Annotated in this window: 17 protein-coding genes; 12 read left to right on the plus strand and 5 right to left on the minus strand. The window is 42.6% G+C overall.

Annotated elements, in window-relative coordinates:
• The first annotated feature begins 3 nt into the window (after positions 1–3).
• The 11 genes from FN809_RS11350 (at position 4) to FN809_RS11400 (ending at position 9,303) form a co-directional block, all read left to right on the plus strand.
• Entirely contained in the window at positions 4–633 is a 630-nt protein-coding gene (locus tag FN809_RS11350) for a LysE family translocator (protein ID WP_142533635.1), read from the plus strand.
• 37 nt (positions 634–670) lie between these two features.
• Positions 671–928 carry a DUF6364 family protein gene (locus FN809_RS11355; protein ID WP_142533636.1) on the plus strand — a complete coding sequence of 86 codons (258 nt, stop codon included), beginning with the start codon at positions 671–673 and terminating at the stop codon, positions 926–928.
• Positions 929–1,244: 316 nt separating this feature from the next.
• Complete coding sequence (trpA, locus tag FN809_RS11360) at positions 1,245–2,015, plus strand: tryptophan synthase subunit alpha (RefSeq protein ID WP_142533637.1); 771 nt, start codon at positions 1,245–1,247, stop codon at positions 2,013–2,015.
• A gap of 138 nt (positions 2,016–2,153) precedes the next feature.
• Positions 2,154–3,020 (plus strand): formyltetrahydrofolate deformylase, encoded by an 867-nt coding sequence (purU, locus tag FN809_RS11365; protein WP_142533638.1) that lies wholly within the window; start codon positions 2,154–2,156, stop codon positions 3,018–3,020.
• 52 nt (positions 3,021–3,072) lie between these two features.
• The gene (locus FN809_RS11370; RefSeq protein WP_246095587.1) at positions 3,073–3,555 is read left to right on the plus strand and encodes a TlpA family protein disulfide reductase; all 483 of its coding nucleotides are present in this window, start codon (positions 3,073–3,075) and stop codon (positions 3,553–3,555) included.
• 115 nt (positions 3,556–3,670) lie between these two features.
• Positions 3,671–4,270: an imidazole glycerol phosphate synthase subunit HisH gene (hisH, locus tag FN809_RS11375; RefSeq protein WP_142533639.1), complete on the plus strand. Its 600-nt coding sequence runs from the start codon at positions 3,671–3,673 to the stop codon at positions 4,268–4,270.
• A 1-nt stretch (position 4,271) separates the two neighbouring features.
• Complete coding sequence (gene hisA, locus FN809_RS11380) at positions 4,272–4,997, plus strand: 1-(5-phosphoribosyl)-5-[(5-phosphoribosylamino)methylideneamino]imidazole-4-carboxamide isomerase (RefSeq protein WP_142533640.1); 726 nt, start codon at positions 4,272–4,274, stop codon at positions 4,995–4,997.
• Positions 4,997–5,755: an imidazole glycerol phosphate synthase subunit HisF gene (gene hisF, locus FN809_RS11385; protein WP_142533641.1), complete on the plus strand. Its 759-nt coding sequence runs from the start codon at positions 4,997–4,999 to the stop codon at positions 5,753–5,755. Before hisA ends, hisF begins: the two co-directional genes overlap by 1 nt.
• A gap of 72 nt (positions 5,756–5,827) precedes the next feature.
• Positions 5,828–6,424: a bifunctional phosphoribosyl-AMP cyclohydrolase/phosphoribosyl-ATP diphosphatase HisIE gene (gene hisIE / locus FN809_RS11390; RefSeq protein WP_142533642.1), complete on the plus strand. Its 597-nt coding sequence runs from the start codon at positions 5,828–5,830 to the stop codon at positions 6,422–6,424.
• Positions 6,425–6,782: 358 nt separating this feature from the next.
• Positions 6,783–8,684: an amidophosphoribosyltransferase gene (locus FN809_RS11395; RefSeq protein ID WP_142533643.1), complete on the plus strand. Its 1,902-nt coding sequence runs from the start codon at positions 6,783–6,785 to the stop codon at positions 8,682–8,684.
• 19 nt (positions 8,685–8,703) lie between these two features.
• Positions 8,704–9,303 carry a DUF4959 domain-containing protein gene (locus tag FN809_RS11400; protein WP_142533644.1) on the plus strand — a complete coding sequence of 200 codons (600 nt, stop codon included), beginning with the start codon at positions 8,704–8,706 and terminating at the stop codon, positions 9,301–9,303.
• 140 nt (positions 9,304–9,443) lie between these two features.
• Here the strand turns inward: FN809_RS11400 and FN809_RS11405 are convergent, their stop codons facing one another.
• The 5 genes from FN809_RS11405 to FN809_RS11425 form a co-directional block, all read right to left on the minus strand.
• The gene (locus FN809_RS11405; protein WP_221929413.1) at positions 9,444–10,613 is read right to left on the minus strand and encodes a serine hydrolase domain-containing protein; all 1,170 of its coding nucleotides are present in this window, start codon (positions 10,611–10,613) and stop codon (positions 9,444–9,446) included.
• Entirely contained in the window at positions 10,589–12,079 is a 1,491-nt protein-coding gene (locus FN809_RS11410; RefSeq protein ID WP_142533645.1) for a dihydrolipoyl dehydrogenase family protein, read from the minus strand. The genes FN809_RS11405 and FN809_RS11410 overlap by 25 nt, the downstream gene beginning before the upstream one ends.
• 4 nt (positions 12,080–12,083) lie before the next feature.
• Positions 12,084–12,320, minus strand: coding sequence for a hypothetical protein (locus FN809_RS11415; RefSeq protein ID WP_142533646.1), 237 nt, complete (start codon positions 12,318–12,320; stop codon positions 12,084–12,086).
• 386 nt (positions 12,321–12,706) lie between these two features.
• Positions 12,707–15,358, minus strand: coding sequence for a hypothetical protein (locus FN809_RS11420; RefSeq protein WP_142533647.1), 2,652 nt, complete (start codon positions 15,356–15,358; stop codon positions 12,707–12,709).
• Positions 15,359–15,668: 310 nt separating this feature from the next.
• Entirely contained in the window at positions 15,669–16,178 is a 510-nt protein-coding gene (locus FN809_RS11425) for a DNA-3-methyladenine glycosylase (protein WP_142533648.1), read from the minus strand.
• 425 nt (positions 16,179–16,603) lie between these two features.
• Here FN809_RS11425 and rplM point away from each other — a divergent pair, with 425 nt between their 5' ends.
• Positions 16,604–17,059, plus strand: coding sequence for a 50S ribosomal protein L13 (rplM, locus tag FN809_RS11430; protein WP_142533649.1), 456 nt, complete (start codon positions 16,604–16,606; stop codon positions 17,057–17,059).
• Positions 17,060–17,061: the final 2 nt, after the last annotated feature.

The raw sequence follows: 17,061 nt of genomic DNA on the forward strand, positions 1-17,061 counted from the left end.
ATCATGGAGCTTGCAGCCACATTATCGTTTTTGGGAGCAGCCATTTTGCTTACCTTAATGCCGGGGCCGGATAATATATTCGTACTCACCGAAAGCCTTACCAAAGGCCAGCGCAACGGTTTTGCCATTTCGGTAGGGCTTTGTTCTGGTGTGCTGGTGCATACTTTGGCGGCGGCAACGGGGGTTTCCATCATCATACAAAAATCGGCTTTGGCTTTTTCCGTTGTTAAATATTTGGGAGCGGCCTACCTGTTTTACATGGCCTATCAGGCTTACAACGAAAAACGCCTGGAAATTGAGGTGAAACGCAAACCCGTGGAACACGAAACAAGCTTTTTAAAACTGGCCCGAAAAGGTTTTTTAATGAATGTGCTAAACCCAAAGGTGGCACTGTTTTTTATGGCTCTGCTGCCGCAGTTTGTGGTAACGGATGGTTTTTCAGTTACGGTGCAAATGATTATCCTGGGTATTATTTTCATGCTCCAAGGCCTTGTTATCTTTGGGTTGATCTCGCTCTTGTCGGGCAAACTATCGAAATATTTGAACAGCGCCAGATTTTGGAAGATAACAAAATATGGTAAAGTGAGCGTGCTGGCTCTGTTGGGATTGGGCTTGGCAATGGCCAGGAAGTAAGTTTAGGATGTTGCCGGTCCTTGTAAAATAATTTATTATGGATGCAGAATTGAAAATAAAGATAGATAAAGATGTAATTGATAAAGCTAAAGGTTATGCGTTTTTACATAGGATAAGCCTTTCGAGAATGATAGAATCATATCTTAAATCGTTAATTGATATGGAATCATCCGAACCAAAAGATGAAATCGAAATTTCTTCTTCTGTAAAAAGTATGTCAACAGGCGTTCAAATGCCTATGCTTTTAGATTATAAAAAAGAGATTGGAGATTATTTATTAGAGAAATACAAATGATTTTGTTACAGCCCGGGTTCTTCTTGGAAATGTATGATTTATCCCATACTGTTTGTGAATATTAACCACGCTGTACACAAAGGCGACACAATGTTCGCAATGTTTCTTTGCGTTCTTTGTTTATGCATTGCGCCCTTTGCGTTTACTATTTAGCCACCATGTTCACGAAGAAGGCACTATGCACACCATGATTCTTTGTGATCTTTGTGCCTCTATGGTTAATTTTTTTGCACCATGTTCCCAAAGAAATCAGCATCAATTATCAGCAAATAACAATACCTATAATTTTTAAAACGAACACCAACAATATTTCAATATGAATCGCATACAACAATTGTTTCAAGATAAAAAAGATATCCTGTCTATTTATTTTACTGCGGGCTACCCAAATTTAGAAGATACCCTTCCGGTTTTGGAATCGCTTGAAGAAGCGGGCGTGGGCGTGGTGGAAATAGGCATCCCTTTTTCTGACCCTTTGGCCGATGGACCAACGATACAACATAGCGGCCAAACGGCTCTTAACAATGGCATGAGCCTTAAGGTGCTGTTTGAGCAGTTGGCCAATGTGCGCTCAAAAATTAAAATGCCCTTAGTATTAATGGGATATATTAATAACGTTCATAAATATGGCATTGAGTCTTTTGCCAAAAAATGCAGCGAGGTGGGCATCGATGCTGTCATACTCCCCGATCTGCCCTTTCAGGAGTATTTAAACCATTACAAGGATACCTTCGACAAATACGGAGTGAGTAATATTTTTTTAATCACGCCCCAAACACCCAACGAAAGGATAAAACTGATTGACAAAAATACCAACGCTTTTATCTATATGGTTTCGTCGGCTGCCGTTACCGGGGTAAAAAAGGGAATTAGTGAGGCACAGTTGGCTTATTTCGACAGGGTGAAAAAGCTCAACCTAAAAAATCCCGTGCTCATCGGCTTTGGCATCAGCGATAAAACATCCTATCAGGAAACCTGTAAATATGCCGATGGCGCCATTATTGGAAGTGCCTTTGTTAAGCTATTGGCTCAGCCAGGCGACCTGCATACCAATATTAAGTCGTTTGTAAAGGACATCATAGGATAGCAAGGTTTAATTGCTATATTTCATGAAACCATGACAAATATCACGCAATAATTTCAGGTCTTACAATAAATAAGTATTTTTGCCGCATCAAAAAAAATCAGCAAATATCCCAGCAATTTTAGCACAATATTCAGCCGAATGGAAAATAACGAAAACACAGCTATCATAAAAATTCATTGTCCCGACCAAAAGGGGATTGTGGCCAGGGTAACCGATTTTATCAACCTTCACCACGGTAATATTATTAGCGTAGATCAACATGTGGATCACGAAGATAATCTTTTTTCGATGCGCGTATCCTGGGATCTGAGAGGGTTCAATATGCCCCGCGAAGAAATACGACCCACATTTCAAAAGTTCCTGGGCGATCCTTATCAAATGAAATGGACTTTAAATTTTACCGATGAGGTTCCCAGAATGGCCATTTTCGTGTCAAAAGCTTCGCACTGTTTATACGATTTATTGGCGCGTTACCAAAGTGGAGAGTTCAAGGTGAAAATTCCGGTGGTCATCGGAAATCACAATATCCTTGAGCCGGTGGCCAGGCAATTCGGAATAGACTTTGTACACATACCTATCACCGCCGAAACCAAAGCCGAACAGGAAAAAAAAGAAATTGAGATATTACAAAGCTACAAAATTGATTTTGTTGTGCTGGCCAGATACATGCAAGTGTTGTCACAGGATTTTATCAATCATTATCCCGAAAAGGTAATTAACATACACCATTCCTTTTTGCCGGCTTTTGCCGGTGCCAGACCCTACCATGCCGCCCACAAACGGGGTGTTAAAATTATTGGGGCAACCAGTCATTATGTTACTTCCGATTTGGATGCCGGCCCTATTATTGAACAGGATATTGCGCGGATATCGCATCACGATTCAGTTAAAGACCTTATTCAAAAAGGTAAGGACGTGGAAAAGATAGTATTGTCCAGAGCTGTTAAAGCCCATATTGAACGTAAGACTTTGGTGTATAAAAACAGAACCATAATTTTTAATTAGCACAACTATGTTTAAAGTTTTTTGCTTAATAGTCGCGATAAGTATGTTTTCAATGGCAACAGAAGCCGCGGAAAATAAAAATGACAGAGGGTATATTGTTAAAGTAGGCGATATGGCGCCGGATTTTATCACTACCCTGGATAATGGAAAAACTTTTAAATTGTCCGACCACAGAGGCAAGGTGGTGATGCTTCAGTTTACGGCCAGTTGGTGTGGCGTATGCCGCAAGGAGATGCCTTTTATCGAAAAGGAAATATGGCAGATGCATAAGGATAAGGGTCTGGTACTGATTGGTGTTGACAGGGACGAGCCACTTGAAAAACTGAAAGCATTGAGCGAAGCAACGGGTATTACCTATCCGTTGGCATTGGATCCGGGAGGCGATATTTTTGAGTTGTACGCGCTCAAAAAATCGGGCATAACACGCAATGTAATTATAGATAGAGAGGGTAAAATTGTATATCTCACCCGCCTGTTTAAGCGCCAGGAGTTTGACGATATGAAAGCAAAAATTGAAAGGTTATTAAAGGAATGAATTAAGGAACGGTTCTTTATCCGCATAGCGCAAAATAAGGAACCGTTCCCTGTTTTAGCCTGTTTTTTTAACAGACCATTCTCTATTGCTTGCCTGTATTAAGTATAAAAAACGAATGAAAATAGCCATCATAAAATATAATGCCGGAAACATCCGCTCGGTAAGTTTTGCCTTGGATCGTTTGGGCGTAGAACATAATATTACGGCGCATCCTGAAGAAATAAAAAATGCCGATAAGGTAATATTCCCGGGGGTAGGGGAGGCCAGTTCTACCATGCGCTATCTTAAAGATAATAAGCTGGATCAGTTAATCGTAAATCTAAAGCAACCCGTTTTGGGTATTTGTTTGGGTATGCAGCTTATGTGCAGTCACTCCGAAGAGGGCGATGTGCCTTGTTTGGGTATATTTGATGAGCCGGTAAAAAAGTTCGTGCTGCCCTATCCTAATACAAAGAATATTAAAGTGCCACACATGGGCTGGAACACCATCACGGCGGTCAACAGTCAATTGTTTGATGCTTCATTGGAAGGCGAATACGTGTATTTTGTGCATAGTTATTATGTGGCACGGGGCCGACATACGGCGGCAACTACCCCATATATTTTACCATTCAGTTCGGCCTTACATAAGGATAATTTTTACGCAACGCAGTTCCATCCCGAAAAGAGTGGTGATGCAGGTTCACGAATAGTAGAAAATTTTATAAAACTATAAAATGGCATTAATAGATATAATCCCGGCAATAGACATTATCGATGGCAAGTGTGTAAGATTGAGTCAGGGCGATTATGCGCAAAAAAAGGTGTATAACGAAAACCCACTCGAAGTAGCGCAGATGTTTCAGGATCACGGAATAAAAAGGTTGCACCTGGTAGATTTGGATGGTGCAAAAGCAGGCCACATTATCAATTATAAAGTGTTGGAAAGCATAGCAACAAAAACCAATTTGCTGATTGATTTTGGAGGAGGCTTAAAAACCGACGAAGATTTGAAGATTGCCTTTGGTAGTGGAGCACAGATGATTACGGGAGGAAGCATTGCAGTAAAAAACAAACCCGTTTTTACCAAATGGATAGAGAGATATGGTGCTGATAAAATTATTCTGGGCGCCGACGTAAAAGATGAGATGATTGCCGTATCCGGGTGGACAGAGACCTCTGACCTTAAATTGATTCCTTTTATAAAGGACTACATATCCAACGGAATTACTAAGGTTATATGTACCGACATCAGTAAAGATGGTATGTTGCAAGGGCCGGCAACAACTCTCTATAAAAAGATATTAACCGAATTTCCTGATTTATACCTCGTGGCCAGCGGTGGGCTTAGCAGCTTGCACGATATTAACCAATTGATTGAAGCCAAGGTGCCCGCTGTAATAACCGGTAAAGCTATTTACGAAGGAAAGATAAGTTTAAAACAGTTAGAAAAATACGCATAATGTTGGCAAAGAGAATTATTCCCTGTTTGGATATAAAAAACGGGATGACCGTTAAAGGAATTAAGTTTGTCGGTATCAAAGAAGTGGGTGATCCTGTGGAGCTGGGTGCTTTATATGCGCAGCAAGGTGCCGATGAATTGGTGTTTCTGGATATTACCGCCACCCACGAAGGACGCAAAACATTTGTGGATCTCGTAAAACGCATTGCCCAACACATCAACATCCCCTTTACCGTTGGTGGGGGTATCAGCGAAATAAAAGATGCCGAAGCGCTCCTGAACGCCGGAGCGGATAAAATTAGCATCAATTCCTCTGCCGTTAAAAATCCACAGCTTATCAACGATATGGCACTTAATTTTGGAAGCCAGTTTGTAGTGGTGGCTATCGATGCCAAACATTTCGACGGCGACGAATGGATAGTGACCGTAAACGGAGGTCGCATCCCTACCGAAAAACGACTGTTCCCCTGGGCTAAAGAAGCGGAGGAAAGAGGTGCCGGCGAAATACTCTTTACTTCCATGGATCACGACGGGGTGAAGCAAGGTTTTGCTAATGAAGCCTTGGCCAGGATGTCGGAAGATTTATCCATACCCATTATCGCCAGTGGCGGAGCGGGCAGCATGGAGCACTTTAAAGACGTTTTTACCCTGGGAAAAGCCGATGCCGGACTGGCAGCCAGCATTTTCCACTACAAAGAAATCGCCATCCCCGATTTAAAACGCTATTTGATGGCCGAGGGAATAAACGTAAGATTGTAAAAGAAAAATTCAAACCATAATAACACCCTGTGCCGCAGTGCCTCCGTGTTTATCATCATGATACTATAAGCCATGAAAATAGATTTTGAAAAATTAGGGAATGGTCTGGTTCCGGCCATCATTCAGGATGCGAATACCAATAAAGTATTGATGCTCGGTTTTATGAATCAGGAAGCCTTTGATAAAACACGGGCAGAAGGTAAGGTCACTTTTTATAGCCGCACCAAGCAGCGCCTATGGACCAAAGGCGAAGAGTCGGGTAATTTTTTAAATGTGGTTTCTGCAAGCATCGATTGTGATAAGGATACCCTGTTGATTAAAGCCAATCCGGTGGGGCCTGTTTGCCATACCGGTGCCGATACTTGTTTCAATGAAAGCAACGAGGCCGATATCACATTTCTTACGCACCTCCAGGATTTTATAGATCAACGCAAACAAGAGATGCCCGAAGGCTCCTACACTACTTCTCTTTTTAACAAGGGAACGCGTACCATTACTCAAAAAGTTGGTGAAGAAGCCATTGAAACGGTGATTGGGGCCATGGCCAACGATGATGAAAACTTTCTGTACGAAGGAGCCGATCTCCTGTACCACCTTATCGTATTGTTGACCCACAAAGGATACCGCATCGAGGATTTGGCAAGGGAATTAAAGAGGAGGCATAAGTAGGAGTAGTATGAAGATGGGTATGTACTTGTACCGCCGGTCGCAATACACATTTTTTTGCCCAGCTAACCTATCTCTGTGTACGCCGTGCTTCTTTGAAAAGTGAATGGAGGTTGGTTTAAGCCGTGCTTTTCAACTTTGTTCTTAGCAACATATCTATCACATTACCCTCTGTGTTAAATTTTTGAATGCTGCACTGCACGTTGGTGTTTTAGTTTTTAACACAGAGGATTTTAACTACGTTAATAACGGGTAGAAGTTCTTAGGTTTTTTTACGAAATCTAAACGCGGCACGTGTTGGCTATGCCAAAAAAATAGAATAAATTTGCGCCTTATAAAAATATGTTAACCTCTTAAAAAAATGAGTGATCAAATAAAGCACGAGTGTGGTTTCGTATTAATCAGGTTACGCAAGCCCTTGGAGTATTACAAAGAGAAGTACGGCACCTGGAAGTACGGACTGCATAAGCTTTACCTCTTAATGGAGAAGCAGCACAACAGAGGGCAGGATGGCGCCGGGGTAGCCAGCTTAAAGCTCGATCAGAAATCGGGTACCAAATACCTTTCTCGTAGGCGTTCTAACAAAAGTAATCCCATTCAGGATGTTTTTCAGGGTATTAACGATTCCATAGCAAAAGTAAATGGAAGTAATACTGATTTAATCAATGATCCTATATGGGCTAAAGGAAACGTACCTTTTTGTGCAGAGCTTTATTTGGGACACCTGCGTTATGGAACTTTTGGGCGTAGCAGTATCGATTATGTGCATCCCGTAATGCGCGAAAACAACTGGCGCTCGCGTAACCTCGTGCTGGCAGGCAACTTTAACCTCACCAATGTAGATGAGATATTCCGTAACCTTGAAGATCTGGGACAGCACCCCAAAGATTTTACGGATACGGTGACTATGCTCGAAAACCTGGGGCATTTTCTGGATGAGGAAAACCAATTACTCTTTCGTCAATATAAAAACGAGGGATACAGTAATCGCGAGATATCGCATAAGATAGAGGACAGCCTTGATGTAAAACAAATACTTGAACGATCCAGTCGCAAGTGGGATGGCGGATATGTAGTAGCCGGTATGTTTGGCCATGGCGATGCCTTTGTTACGCGCGACCCCTGGGGTATACGTCCGGCATCTTATTACATCGACGATGAGGTAGTAGTGGTGGCCTCGGAGCGGGCTGTAATTCAAACGGCTATGAATGTGGCGTATCGCGATGTGCAGGAACTTAAGCCCGGATACGCGCTGGTAGTAAAAAAGAATGGCGAGGTATCTGAAGAACTGGTGCGCGTGCCACAGGAGCGCAGATCTTGTTCCTTCGAGCGTATTTACTTCTCGCGTGGCAGCGATAAAGATATCTATCAGGAACGGAAGATGCTGGGGCGGCTCCTGGCCCCCATCTTGCTTAAGATGGTGGATTACGATCTGGATAAAACCGTGTTCTCCTACATCCCCAATACTGCCGAAACAGCTTTTTACGGCATGGTGGGTGCGATAAGGGAAGAGTGCGATAAAAATAAAATGGAACAGATTAAGCAATTGGGAGCGGATATTACAGACCAAAAGTTGCAGGACATCATCCAAAAAGAACCCAGGATAGAGAAGATTGCGGTGAAAGACGTTAAGATGCGTACCTTTATCGCCGACGACCAAAGTCGTGACGATCTGGTGGCGCACGTATATGATGTAACTTACGGTGTGGTAAAAAATCAGGAGGATACATTAGTTATCATTGATGACTCAATTGTTAGAGGCACTACACTTAAAAAGAGTATCCTAAGCATTTTGGACAGGCTGCACCCCAAAAAGATTATTATCGTTTCGTCGGCCCCTCAAATCAGGTACCCGGATTGTTACGGAATAGATATGGCCAAGCTGGGTGATTTTTGTGCTTTCCAGGCTGCCATCGCCTTACTAAAGGAGAGGGGCATGCAGCAGGTAATTGATGAGGTGTATAAAAAATGTAAGGAGCAGCAAAACCTGCCAAAAGAGGAGATTGTAAATTACGTAAAAGAAATATACAAACCATTTACAGCGCAAGAGGTTTCGGACAAAATTGCCGAAATGCTAACACCGGACAATATTGATGCCGAAGTGGCTATTGTGTATCAAACCATTGAAAACCTGCACATAGCCTGCCCCAACGATAAAGGGGACTGGTACTTTACAGGCAATTACCCCACCCCGGGTGGTAATAAAGTGGTAAACACCTCCTATATTAATTTTATAGAAGGGGTAAATTCCAGAGCGTATTAATTCTACTAAGTTTGTATTTATGAAGGGACGGGCCGAGAAAGTGCTTTTCTGTTATTTTAAGCTGTATGGCTTAAAATATACCAGCCGTATCCAACAAAAATTACTCGAAATTAGTAGATATTATCCGCAATGCTCGATAAGAAAAATTTGTTCAGGTACTATTTTATTAGGACTAATTTTGCATGCAACATCGTGCAGTAAGCAGGAAGATTCGGACACAATACCACCAGGGCAAGTAACGGGGGTGACAGTCCAAGCACTAAATAGTGCCGTTTTGTTGAAATGGATTAATCCTTCTGATGAAGATTTTGCATTTACAATAATTTCGTATGGAGCGGTTTTATATGGCGATACACCAAAAGAAGTGACCTATAAGAATGAGAAGAAAGTTGAAAATTTAATAAATGGTACGCAATATACGTTTGAGCTTTGTGCGGTTGATTATGACGGAAATATTTCTGAGCCTGTTTCTGTAAAGGCTACTCCGGATAAATATATAACTGTTATTCAAAGAAAAGATATTAAAGATGAAACATTTGGTGGGCTAAATACAATGTTTCCGATACATACAGTTATCAACAACATTAATTTGTACGCAAACAAAGAAAGTTTACCTTAAAAAAGTTATTGATTCGTATAGATTGTCATAAGAGTCGGTTTAAATTATAATTTTTCTGCTATTACTCTCGTTACACCCAAAGGGAACAAAATGCGCTTAAAATAAATAAAAACCAGATTCAATATATCTTATCAGTTTTTCTACCGCTCCTCCAATATCCTTTTTGCTGTAGAAACGTAACTGAATATCTCTGCCGGATGATGGTTTATATACCTGTTGTTGCGCTCATGGCCCAAACGGACCACAACGGCATTGTGATTTTTTAACGCAAATATATACTGCCCGTAAATGCCCCGGGCATACGGTATTGTATCGCCTTCGTGATGTAGGATCCACCATTGATAGCCGTAAAAGTCAACCGGTTTTTTATCTTCGTGGTGTACCAAGTGCCTAGCCGGAGAAATAGATTCCTTAATGTATTTAGTCGGTACCAATTGTTTTCCGTTCATCATGCCATTATTGAGTATTAGTTTTCCTAAGCGTGCAAAATCCCTTGCATTGCTGTTAAAGCAGCAATATGCTTTTTCGTCGCCTCTATTTTTATCTAAACTCCAAAGAGCCGCTTTTTCTGCCCCAAGTGGTGTCCATAGTTTTTCGGAGGCATAGGCCGATAATGATTTTCCGGTAGCTTTTTTAAGGATAAGGGATAGCAACTGCGTATCGCCACTTTTATAATGGAACTCCTTGCCGGGAGTTTCTATCACAGTAAGGTTTTTCACCAATTGATTTACCTTTTTTCCATAATAGGCTTTGGTGGTGATCGAAAATGGGTTGGCATAGCTTTCGTTCCAGTTGAGTCCCGAGCTCATGGTAAGCAAATGCTTTATTTTAAGTTGCTTGTTTGGTGGCGTATTGTATTCCGGGATAAAATCCCCTACGGCTTGCTCCACATCTTCGATAAGACCTTCGTCAATGGCAACGCCTATAAGCAGACCTACAATGCTTTTGGCGGCAGAGAAGGAGTTAGACAGTGAGCCGGGACCATACCCATCCCAATACTCTTCGTAAACGATGGCGTTATTTTGAATAATAAGATAAGCTACCGATTTGTAATGTTCCAGGGTATCGCGTTCCGATTTTAGCAGACTGTGTTGCATATAATCGGAGGCCAATTCCCAGGGGATGGGACTGTTGGCTTTTACCTCTCTGTTCTCAAAAATTCGATGATCCTGGATGCCCGGAAACAAATAGCGGATGGAATTTTGCAGATACGCGGGCAAAAGTGCATAGGAAGCTATGAGCATGGTAGGCACGGCAACAATCCAGGCGGTAGGTTTATTCCACTTCATCGCTTCACCTCCGGCTTCCATTCTTTAAATTTGATAAATTCCGGAAAAGCCTCCGGTTTGTAGATGGACTTGCCACTTAGTGTTCGCAGGCACTCTTGGATTCCTTCGGCCAGACTGGGGTGGGGGTAAAAGATGCGCAGCACTTCAACCAGGCTGTTGCCCTGATTGATTAGGTGTGCCACCGAAACAATATAGGCCGAAGCTTGTGGCCCACCGGCGCGCATGCCCAGTATTTTGGGTTCGTCGCCATTGCTCACAATAATTTTAATAAAACCCATGGTGCTGCGCATGGCAATGGCTCGGTTAACCAATTGGTTGGAGTAATAAGCTACTTTATAGGGCGTATTTGCTGCGCGCAATTGCTTTTCATTGCGCCCCACCGACGCTACCTCCGGCTTAAAGAACATGAGGGTGGACATATGCGAATAGTCCATCGGATAGCAGGGCGTATCGGCTATCTGTTCCGACGCGAGTCTGCCCTGAAACTCTGCTACACTGTAGAGTTGTGCATGTCCTGTAATATCGCCTGCGGCATAAATATGGCATGTATTGTTGGCATCGCGCAATACGCAATGGTCGGCAATTTCCAGGGTACCCCGCTCGGTGGTTGTTACGCCAATCTCCTCCAGTCCTAAATTGTCTGTGTTCGGCACCCTGCCGATGGCCACAAGTGCCACATCTACTTCAATCACCTTGCTGTGGCCATCATCGTAATCCAGGATTACCTCCAGATGGTTTGGATGTTTGTTAATGGTTCGTAGGTGTGCCGTATGGTGAATGATAACCCCATTGTCTTCCAGATTTTTGGACACAAAGGAACTCACGTCGTCATCTTCGTAGGGTAATACCCGGTTGGCTCTATCGAGCAAGTGCACTTCGGTTTGTTTAAAGTTGCTAAATATGGTGGCCATTTCGCAACCTATGATTCCCGAACCAACGATGAGCATGCGCTCCGGAAACTTGGTGAGCTTCAGCAAATCATCGGAATCGATAATTCTTTCGTGGTCGATATCCAGGCCCGGCGCATGGCGTGGACGAGCCCCGGTAGCAATCACAAAGCTTTTTGCTTTCAGGGTTTCCGTGCCTTGTTTTCCGGTGACGGATATGGTATGGGAATCGATAAATTTTGCCCAGCCTCTTTTTAAGCATAAAGAGCCGGGGTAAGGTTTTCCATCCGAAAAAGTCTCTATTTGGCTCAACATCTGATATTGCTTTTCCTTAGCGGCCTGCATCACCGTTTTTATCACCTGCCCAAAGTCAACGCTCAGACTTCCCGATCGGTATCCCCTGTCGGTACGGGCGGCGACGGCATAATCCATGCTTAGCTCGTACATCGTTTTGGAGGTGAGGGCACCATTCATAACACCTGCCCCGCCCAGGTGAGCCCCTTCCACAATGCAAATACTTAAACCAAAATCCAATGCCCGCATGGCCGCCGAAAAACCGGCCGGCCCTGAGCCTATAACTATTAAATCGTAATTTTTCATTCGCTTATTTCTTACCCCAATTCATAATCCGATAAACCACCCTAAGCACCAGCCAATACATAATGCCCAAAAAACCCAAATCGAACCAAAGTATAAATTCTTGCTCGGTAATGGATTTTACCGAGAAGGCATGATAAATTGTGTAGGGAATAAGGTTGAAGGAGTTAGGCCTCAGCATCAGCAATGCCAATGGAATAATAATTATCAGCGGATAAATGTAAAGCAGTATTTTGTTCTTCATTAGTTTGGTCTACTTATTTCGTCCGGTTCTCTAATTCAATATGGTTTGTCATGTAATCAGTTATAAAGATAAATAAAAAATGTTAGTCTCCCTTAGATCATGATTTACGAATTGAAATCACGTTTGTTTTTCGCAAACAATTAAGCTTGTATTTGTTTCAGGTCATTTTAAATGTTAAATTTAAAAGCACCCATGTGCTTTCTCATGCCACTTAAATCTCGGAGAAATATTTGATTGGTTTTCCCCTTCATGCCTTACGATACGCGTTATACCAAATGCGATTCTCCACCTGCGGTCTGCTATCAGCTAAATCTACTTTCTAACATTCGGAGCGATGCTACCTCCCGGCACTTATCCTTTAATTGGGTGCGAAATCATCCGCCATATCATTCCACTACCTCATTTATATTCACCATTTTTTTGCTATGGTCGCGGTCGTAATCAAAAAGCATGTCGCCGTTTGCGGCCAGGCTTACCGAATTTAACTTGTACCATACAATGGCCTTGCCTACATGTACGCCATTTAAAAATTTAAGTTGATAGGCATTCGAGGCAGTTTCTATTATTTGCAGGTTACTGTTATTTTGTATGCGCATCGAAAATAAGGATACCTTTTTGCCTTTGTAGGTCTCCACCTGCACTACGCCGCCCTTGTTGGCTACAAACTGCATGCTGAGGAGTCCCTTATATACATCGGGGTTTTGTTTTCTGAAATTGGGATTGTGCTTTTGCAAGAGGTTGCGAACGGTTAGTCCGGACATGCTGCCCCCATTTTTCGACAATAGTTTTATGGCTGCAAAGAGGCTGGCCATATGGCGATTCACATCCAGTTTTTGAAAATTTTTAAGGTGCAATTCCAGTTGATCTTCGGCACGGTAAGTTGCTGCGGACATGGTGATGGGAACATCCTTTGTGAGGCCTTCTATCTCGCCCACGATACCGCGTACCACTACTTCGTTATTGGAATCCACCGTAATATCTGATGCAAAACGAACCCTGTTGATGGGGAACGACAGCAGATCTATTTTTGTGCCATCGGGGCGGTATTTGCCATAAAAAGCCAGCTTTTTTCCTTCAGGTACTTTAAAGTTAATGCTCTCGCTTAAAATAGCCTGCCCTTTGTTCGATAATCCCAGCATCAGATGGGCCGGGGATTCGCTGTTACCTATGCGCTGCTGGTTAATGCCGATGGAACCCGCGTAATTAATGAGAGCATAAACGTTGCCTTGTTTGCCTAAGTTAAAAGCCTGAGAAAAAGCATAGTTGGAGCATTGCAGGGGAACGAACCATTCCAATAGGCCTGTTGCATCAAAGGTGGCAAACCAAAGATCGCGTGTGCCGGCTGCTGCGCGGTAGGTTCTTCCATTGATGATAACATTATCCTGAAACCAACCCGAAGCGATGTATTTACCATTCTCGGCCATTTGTCGTTCACCTATAAATATTTTACCCTCGTTATCTTTCTGTAACCATTGGGCTATCATCTGCCACATATTACCGCTTTGCCTGTTGTTGTTAATTTTAATGGCTATAGGCTGGTATCCTTCAAACTCCGGCATTACCGCTCCTATAGGTGCATTAATAAAGGTAGGGTCGCAGATGGTGTAGGTTTGTCCGGCCACTTCAAAGCTGTATCCCTCAACCGGACGGGTAAAAGAAACTGCGGCAGCCATGTGGCTAAAATAAGTCAAGGCCACTACGTCCAAGCCCAGCAGGTCGCTTACCAGTCGGGTAAACAATACGGTACGGTCTTCGCAGTCGGAGTAGGGGTAATAGAAAATCTCGTCGGGGAAAAACATCTTTTCTTTGCCAAACTGGTCGCGATCGGTTTTGTACTCAAAGGAGTTGTGCAGATAATTCAGCAAGTAGCTCACCGCTTCGGTTTCTGTCATGCCATCCATGCGTGTTTGAATATATGTGTACAGTTTATCTTTTACCGGGCCCTGCATGGCAGCATTTAAATATACCGTGTTATCGGTTTGTGGATAGCTGGCCAAAAAAGCCATCACGGTCTTGTCCATTGGTAGCGTTAAGGTTTCGCCATCGTTGGGCAATTTTGTGCCTTTGTTTATAGCGTTGGTTTCATCGGTAAAATTTAAACTGTAGGGCAGATGCAGATCTATTTTCCTTGCGGCGCCGCCAAAGTTATCTTCGTAAGTATATATTTTTTTCTTGTCCAGTTGCTTGTCTATAAGATAGTAATTGGTTCCGGCAATACTGTAATAAGGGCGCTCGAATACCTGCTGCATAAAAGGGAGCATCAGGTAAACAGTGTTAGCGCTGTATCCTATCTTGGCCTGATAGCCTGCTTGGTTGAGCATGGCCCATTTCCACATAGTGCGGTTGTTGGAGGAAGTAAAGAGCTGCTTGGCAGATTTGTCAATGAGCTGATAAATACCCCAGTCGTTGAGGTTGGTTTGTTGCGCATAAGCATGCAACGATTCAATATATATAGGATAGTAGGTGTCGGTAAAATCATCCCAATAGGAGGCAAAGCTCTTGGGCTTAACCGTCGAGAGTTTCAGGCTTGATGTGCGACTGTCTACAAAAAGAGGAGCAGCACTCCCAAAGAAATCTATCTTTAGTGACTGTTTGTACTTTTCCATTCCTTCGGGGCTGGCTATGGGGGGAGCAATAGAATAAGCGGGCGCATCTTCCAACACTATTTTAGGGGCGATGAACTTAGCCGGTTTATCAACTTTGTCTGGTAGGCTTGCATCAACCTTAGGCTCAAACCGGGGCTGATCGATGGGCTTGGGCACTTCAACGGGCTTCACCTCTTTTTCAGTCTGCGCCACTTCTTTAAAGCCCCTTTTCAAATAGCTTTCAAAGGCGGCGTTCATGCGTTTCATCTTGTCGTCGTAATCCTTTTGCATACGTTGCATCCTTTTGGCATAGTCCTGCTCCATAGCTTGCCGCCTGGCTTCATACGCCCGGTTCATTTTTTCAAAAGGATCCTTTTCGGTAAGCTGGGCATAGGTCAATTGACCGATGAATATTGCTGCTATTAGTAGAATAAGATGTTTTTGCATGGACATGATATTTTGTTTTAGGGGTAAAGATATTCCGAAATGAATTAAAATGAAAGGGAACTTAAAACAGAAGCTATGGTTTAAGTTGATATTCTCCCTGTAAAAAATGTAAAGGCATACAAGTTAGCGGCAAACTTACCGCGTAGGTAATAAAACAGAGGCGGTATTAAAAAAAATGAACTGCTCACCATCGTTTATAAAAGCCAATAACAAGGCTGAAGCAGCTATGATAATACCGGGAAATTATGTTGCGTATTTGTTTTAATATAAAATGGCTCTCATCCCGCTACGGACAAACAAGCGATATTTGTTATTTTCAAATAAAAAAGCGCCATTGCTTGTTTGCCCATTCCAATCCTGCATACGCCACACCAATCCTCTCCGATTTTTTAATTGAAAGCTGATCCAATTTCGTTGGCCGCTCTAGCCATATCCTTTCCGATAGATTTAAATCTTCGCCATAAAAACTTTTATCCAGCTGCAAAGCTTTGCCCACACGCCCGGGGCCCTTTATGTTCTCGAGTCCTCTAATCAGAATCGCTTGTGGCTGTCCGGCTTCACCGCTCACGATGTTGAGGAGCCAATACATACCGTAAATCAGGTAAACGTATAGGCTGCCTCCTTGGTGATACATTACTTCGGTACGTTTGGTGCGTCCTTTACTGGCATGGCAGGCCAAATCCTCTTCGCCACGGTATGCCTCCACCTCGGTAATTTTAGCACGCAATTCGGAACCATCGTCAAACCGTCGTACCAAAATTTTGCCCAGCAAATCTTTGGATAACGCAATGACGTCCTGTCTGTAATAATCACCTATAATCCGCATTTATTTATTTTTTCTCTATTGTCTGTTATAAATTACTTATATGTTTAACATATAGCCATTGTTAATTATTTAGTTGGCAATAAATATAATTAATTGTGGTCACACATAGGTTTCTCTTTAATCCGTTTCCACTAATATAAGCAGCCATTTTTACGATAAGTGTAAGAAAGCCAGAAGGCTTAAAATAAAAAAGCATTCAAAAAAAATACATTTCTTTTTTGTTTTTATTGCCGAACAAGAAAATAAACCTTACTTTTGCGCCCGATTATTATTCATGCCGAACAGATATAAGGCAATGTAACTGAATGATTTATTTGGCGTTTACGATGGGAAGTGAGTGTCGATAAGTTTGTTAGTTAGACTGTTATGCTGTTTGAAGCTGTCATTGTAATAATATTTGGTTTAATTTTTTAACAAAGAAGACTGTGAATACTTTAAGTTACAAAACAGTATCGGCAAACAAAGCAACCGCTAACAAAGAGTGGGTTGTGGTAGATGCAAAAGACATGGTTGTAGGTCGTTTGGCTTCGAAGGTGGCAAAATTGCTGCGCGGTAAGTACAAACCCAACTTTACACCACACGTAGACTGCGGGGATAACGTGATTATCCTAAACGCAGACAAAGTTCGTTTAACAGGTAACAAGTGGGAACAAAGAACTTTCTATTTCCACTCCGGATATCCGGGCGGTCGTACCGATGTTACCCCTGCACAATTGTTTGCCAGAAGTCCGGAGCGACTTGTAGAGAGAGCTGTAAAAGGCATGTTGCCAAAAACTCGTTTGGGACGCCAGTTGTTCCGTAATTTATTTGTGTATGCGGGAGCAGAACACAAGCAAGAGGCACAAAAGCCAAAAACAATTGATTTAAACTTATATAAGTGATG

Origin of the sequence: Saccharicrinis carchari, assembly GCF_900182605.1 — a bacterium.
GTDB classification, from domain to species: Bacteria; Bacteroidota; Bacteroidia; order Bacteroidales; family Marinilabiliaceae; genus Saccharicrinis; species Saccharicrinis carchari.

Bases quoted from the DNA above. Each gene is read 5' to 3' on its own strand.
- FN809_RS11425 (WP_142533648.1), bottom strand. From the start codon at position 16,178: ATGCGGATTATAGGTGATTATTACAGACAGGACGTCATTGCGTTATCC.
- FN809_RS11415 (WP_142533646.1), bottom strand. From the start codon at position 12,320: ATGAAGAACAAAATACTGCTTTACATTTATCCGCTGATAATTATTATT.
- trpA (WP_142533637.1), top strand. From the start codon at position 1,245: ATGAATCGCATACAACAATTGTTTCAAGATAAAAAAGATATCCTGTCT.
- hisF (WP_142533641.1), top strand. From the start codon at position 4,997: ATGTTGGCAAAGAGAATTATTCCCTGTTTGGATATAAAAAACGGGATG.
- hisA (WP_142533640.1), top strand. From the start codon at position 4,272: ATGGCATTAATAGATATAATCCCGGCAATAGACATTATCGATGGCAAG.
- FN809_RS11410 (WP_142533645.1), bottom strand. From the start codon at position 12,079: ATGAAAAATTACGATTTAATAGTTATAGGCTCAGGGCCGGCCGGTTTT.
- purU (WP_142533638.1), top strand. From the start codon at position 2,154: ATGGAAAATAACGAAAACACAGCTATCATAAAAATTCATTGTCCCGAC.
- FN809_RS11370 (WP_246095587.1), top strand. From the start codon at position 3,073: ATGGCAACAGAAGCCGCGGAAAATAAAAATGACAGAGGGTATATTGTT.
- FN809_RS11355 (WP_142533636.1), top strand. From the start codon at position 671: ATGGATGCAGAATTGAAAATAAAGATAGATAAAGATGTAATTGATAAA.
- FN809_RS11405 (WP_221929413.1), bottom strand. From the start codon at position 10,613: ATGGAAGCCGGAGGTGAAGCGATGAAGTGGAATAAACCTACCGCCTGG.
- hisIE (WP_142533642.1), top strand. From the start codon at position 5,828: ATGAAAATAGATTTTGAAAAATTAGGGAATGGTCTGGTTCCGGCCATC.
- hisH (WP_142533639.1), top strand. From the start codon at position 3,671: ATGAAAATAGCCATCATAAAATATAATGCCGGAAACATCCGCTCGGTA.
- FN809_RS11395 (WP_142533643.1), top strand. From the start codon at position 6,783: ATGAGTGATCAAATAAAGCACGAGTGTGGTTTCGTATTAATCAGGTTA.
- FN809_RS11400 (WP_142533644.1), top strand. From the start codon at position 8,704: ATGAAGGGACGGGCCGAGAAAGTGCTTTTCTGTTATTTTAAGCTGTAT.
- FN809_RS11350 (WP_142533635.1), top strand. From the start codon at position 4: ATGGAGCTTGCAGCCACATTATCGTTTTTGGGAGCAGCCATTTTGCTT.
- FN809_RS11420 (WP_142533647.1), bottom strand. From the start codon at position 15,358: ATGTCCATGCAAAAACATCTTATTCTACTAATAGCAGCAATATTCATC.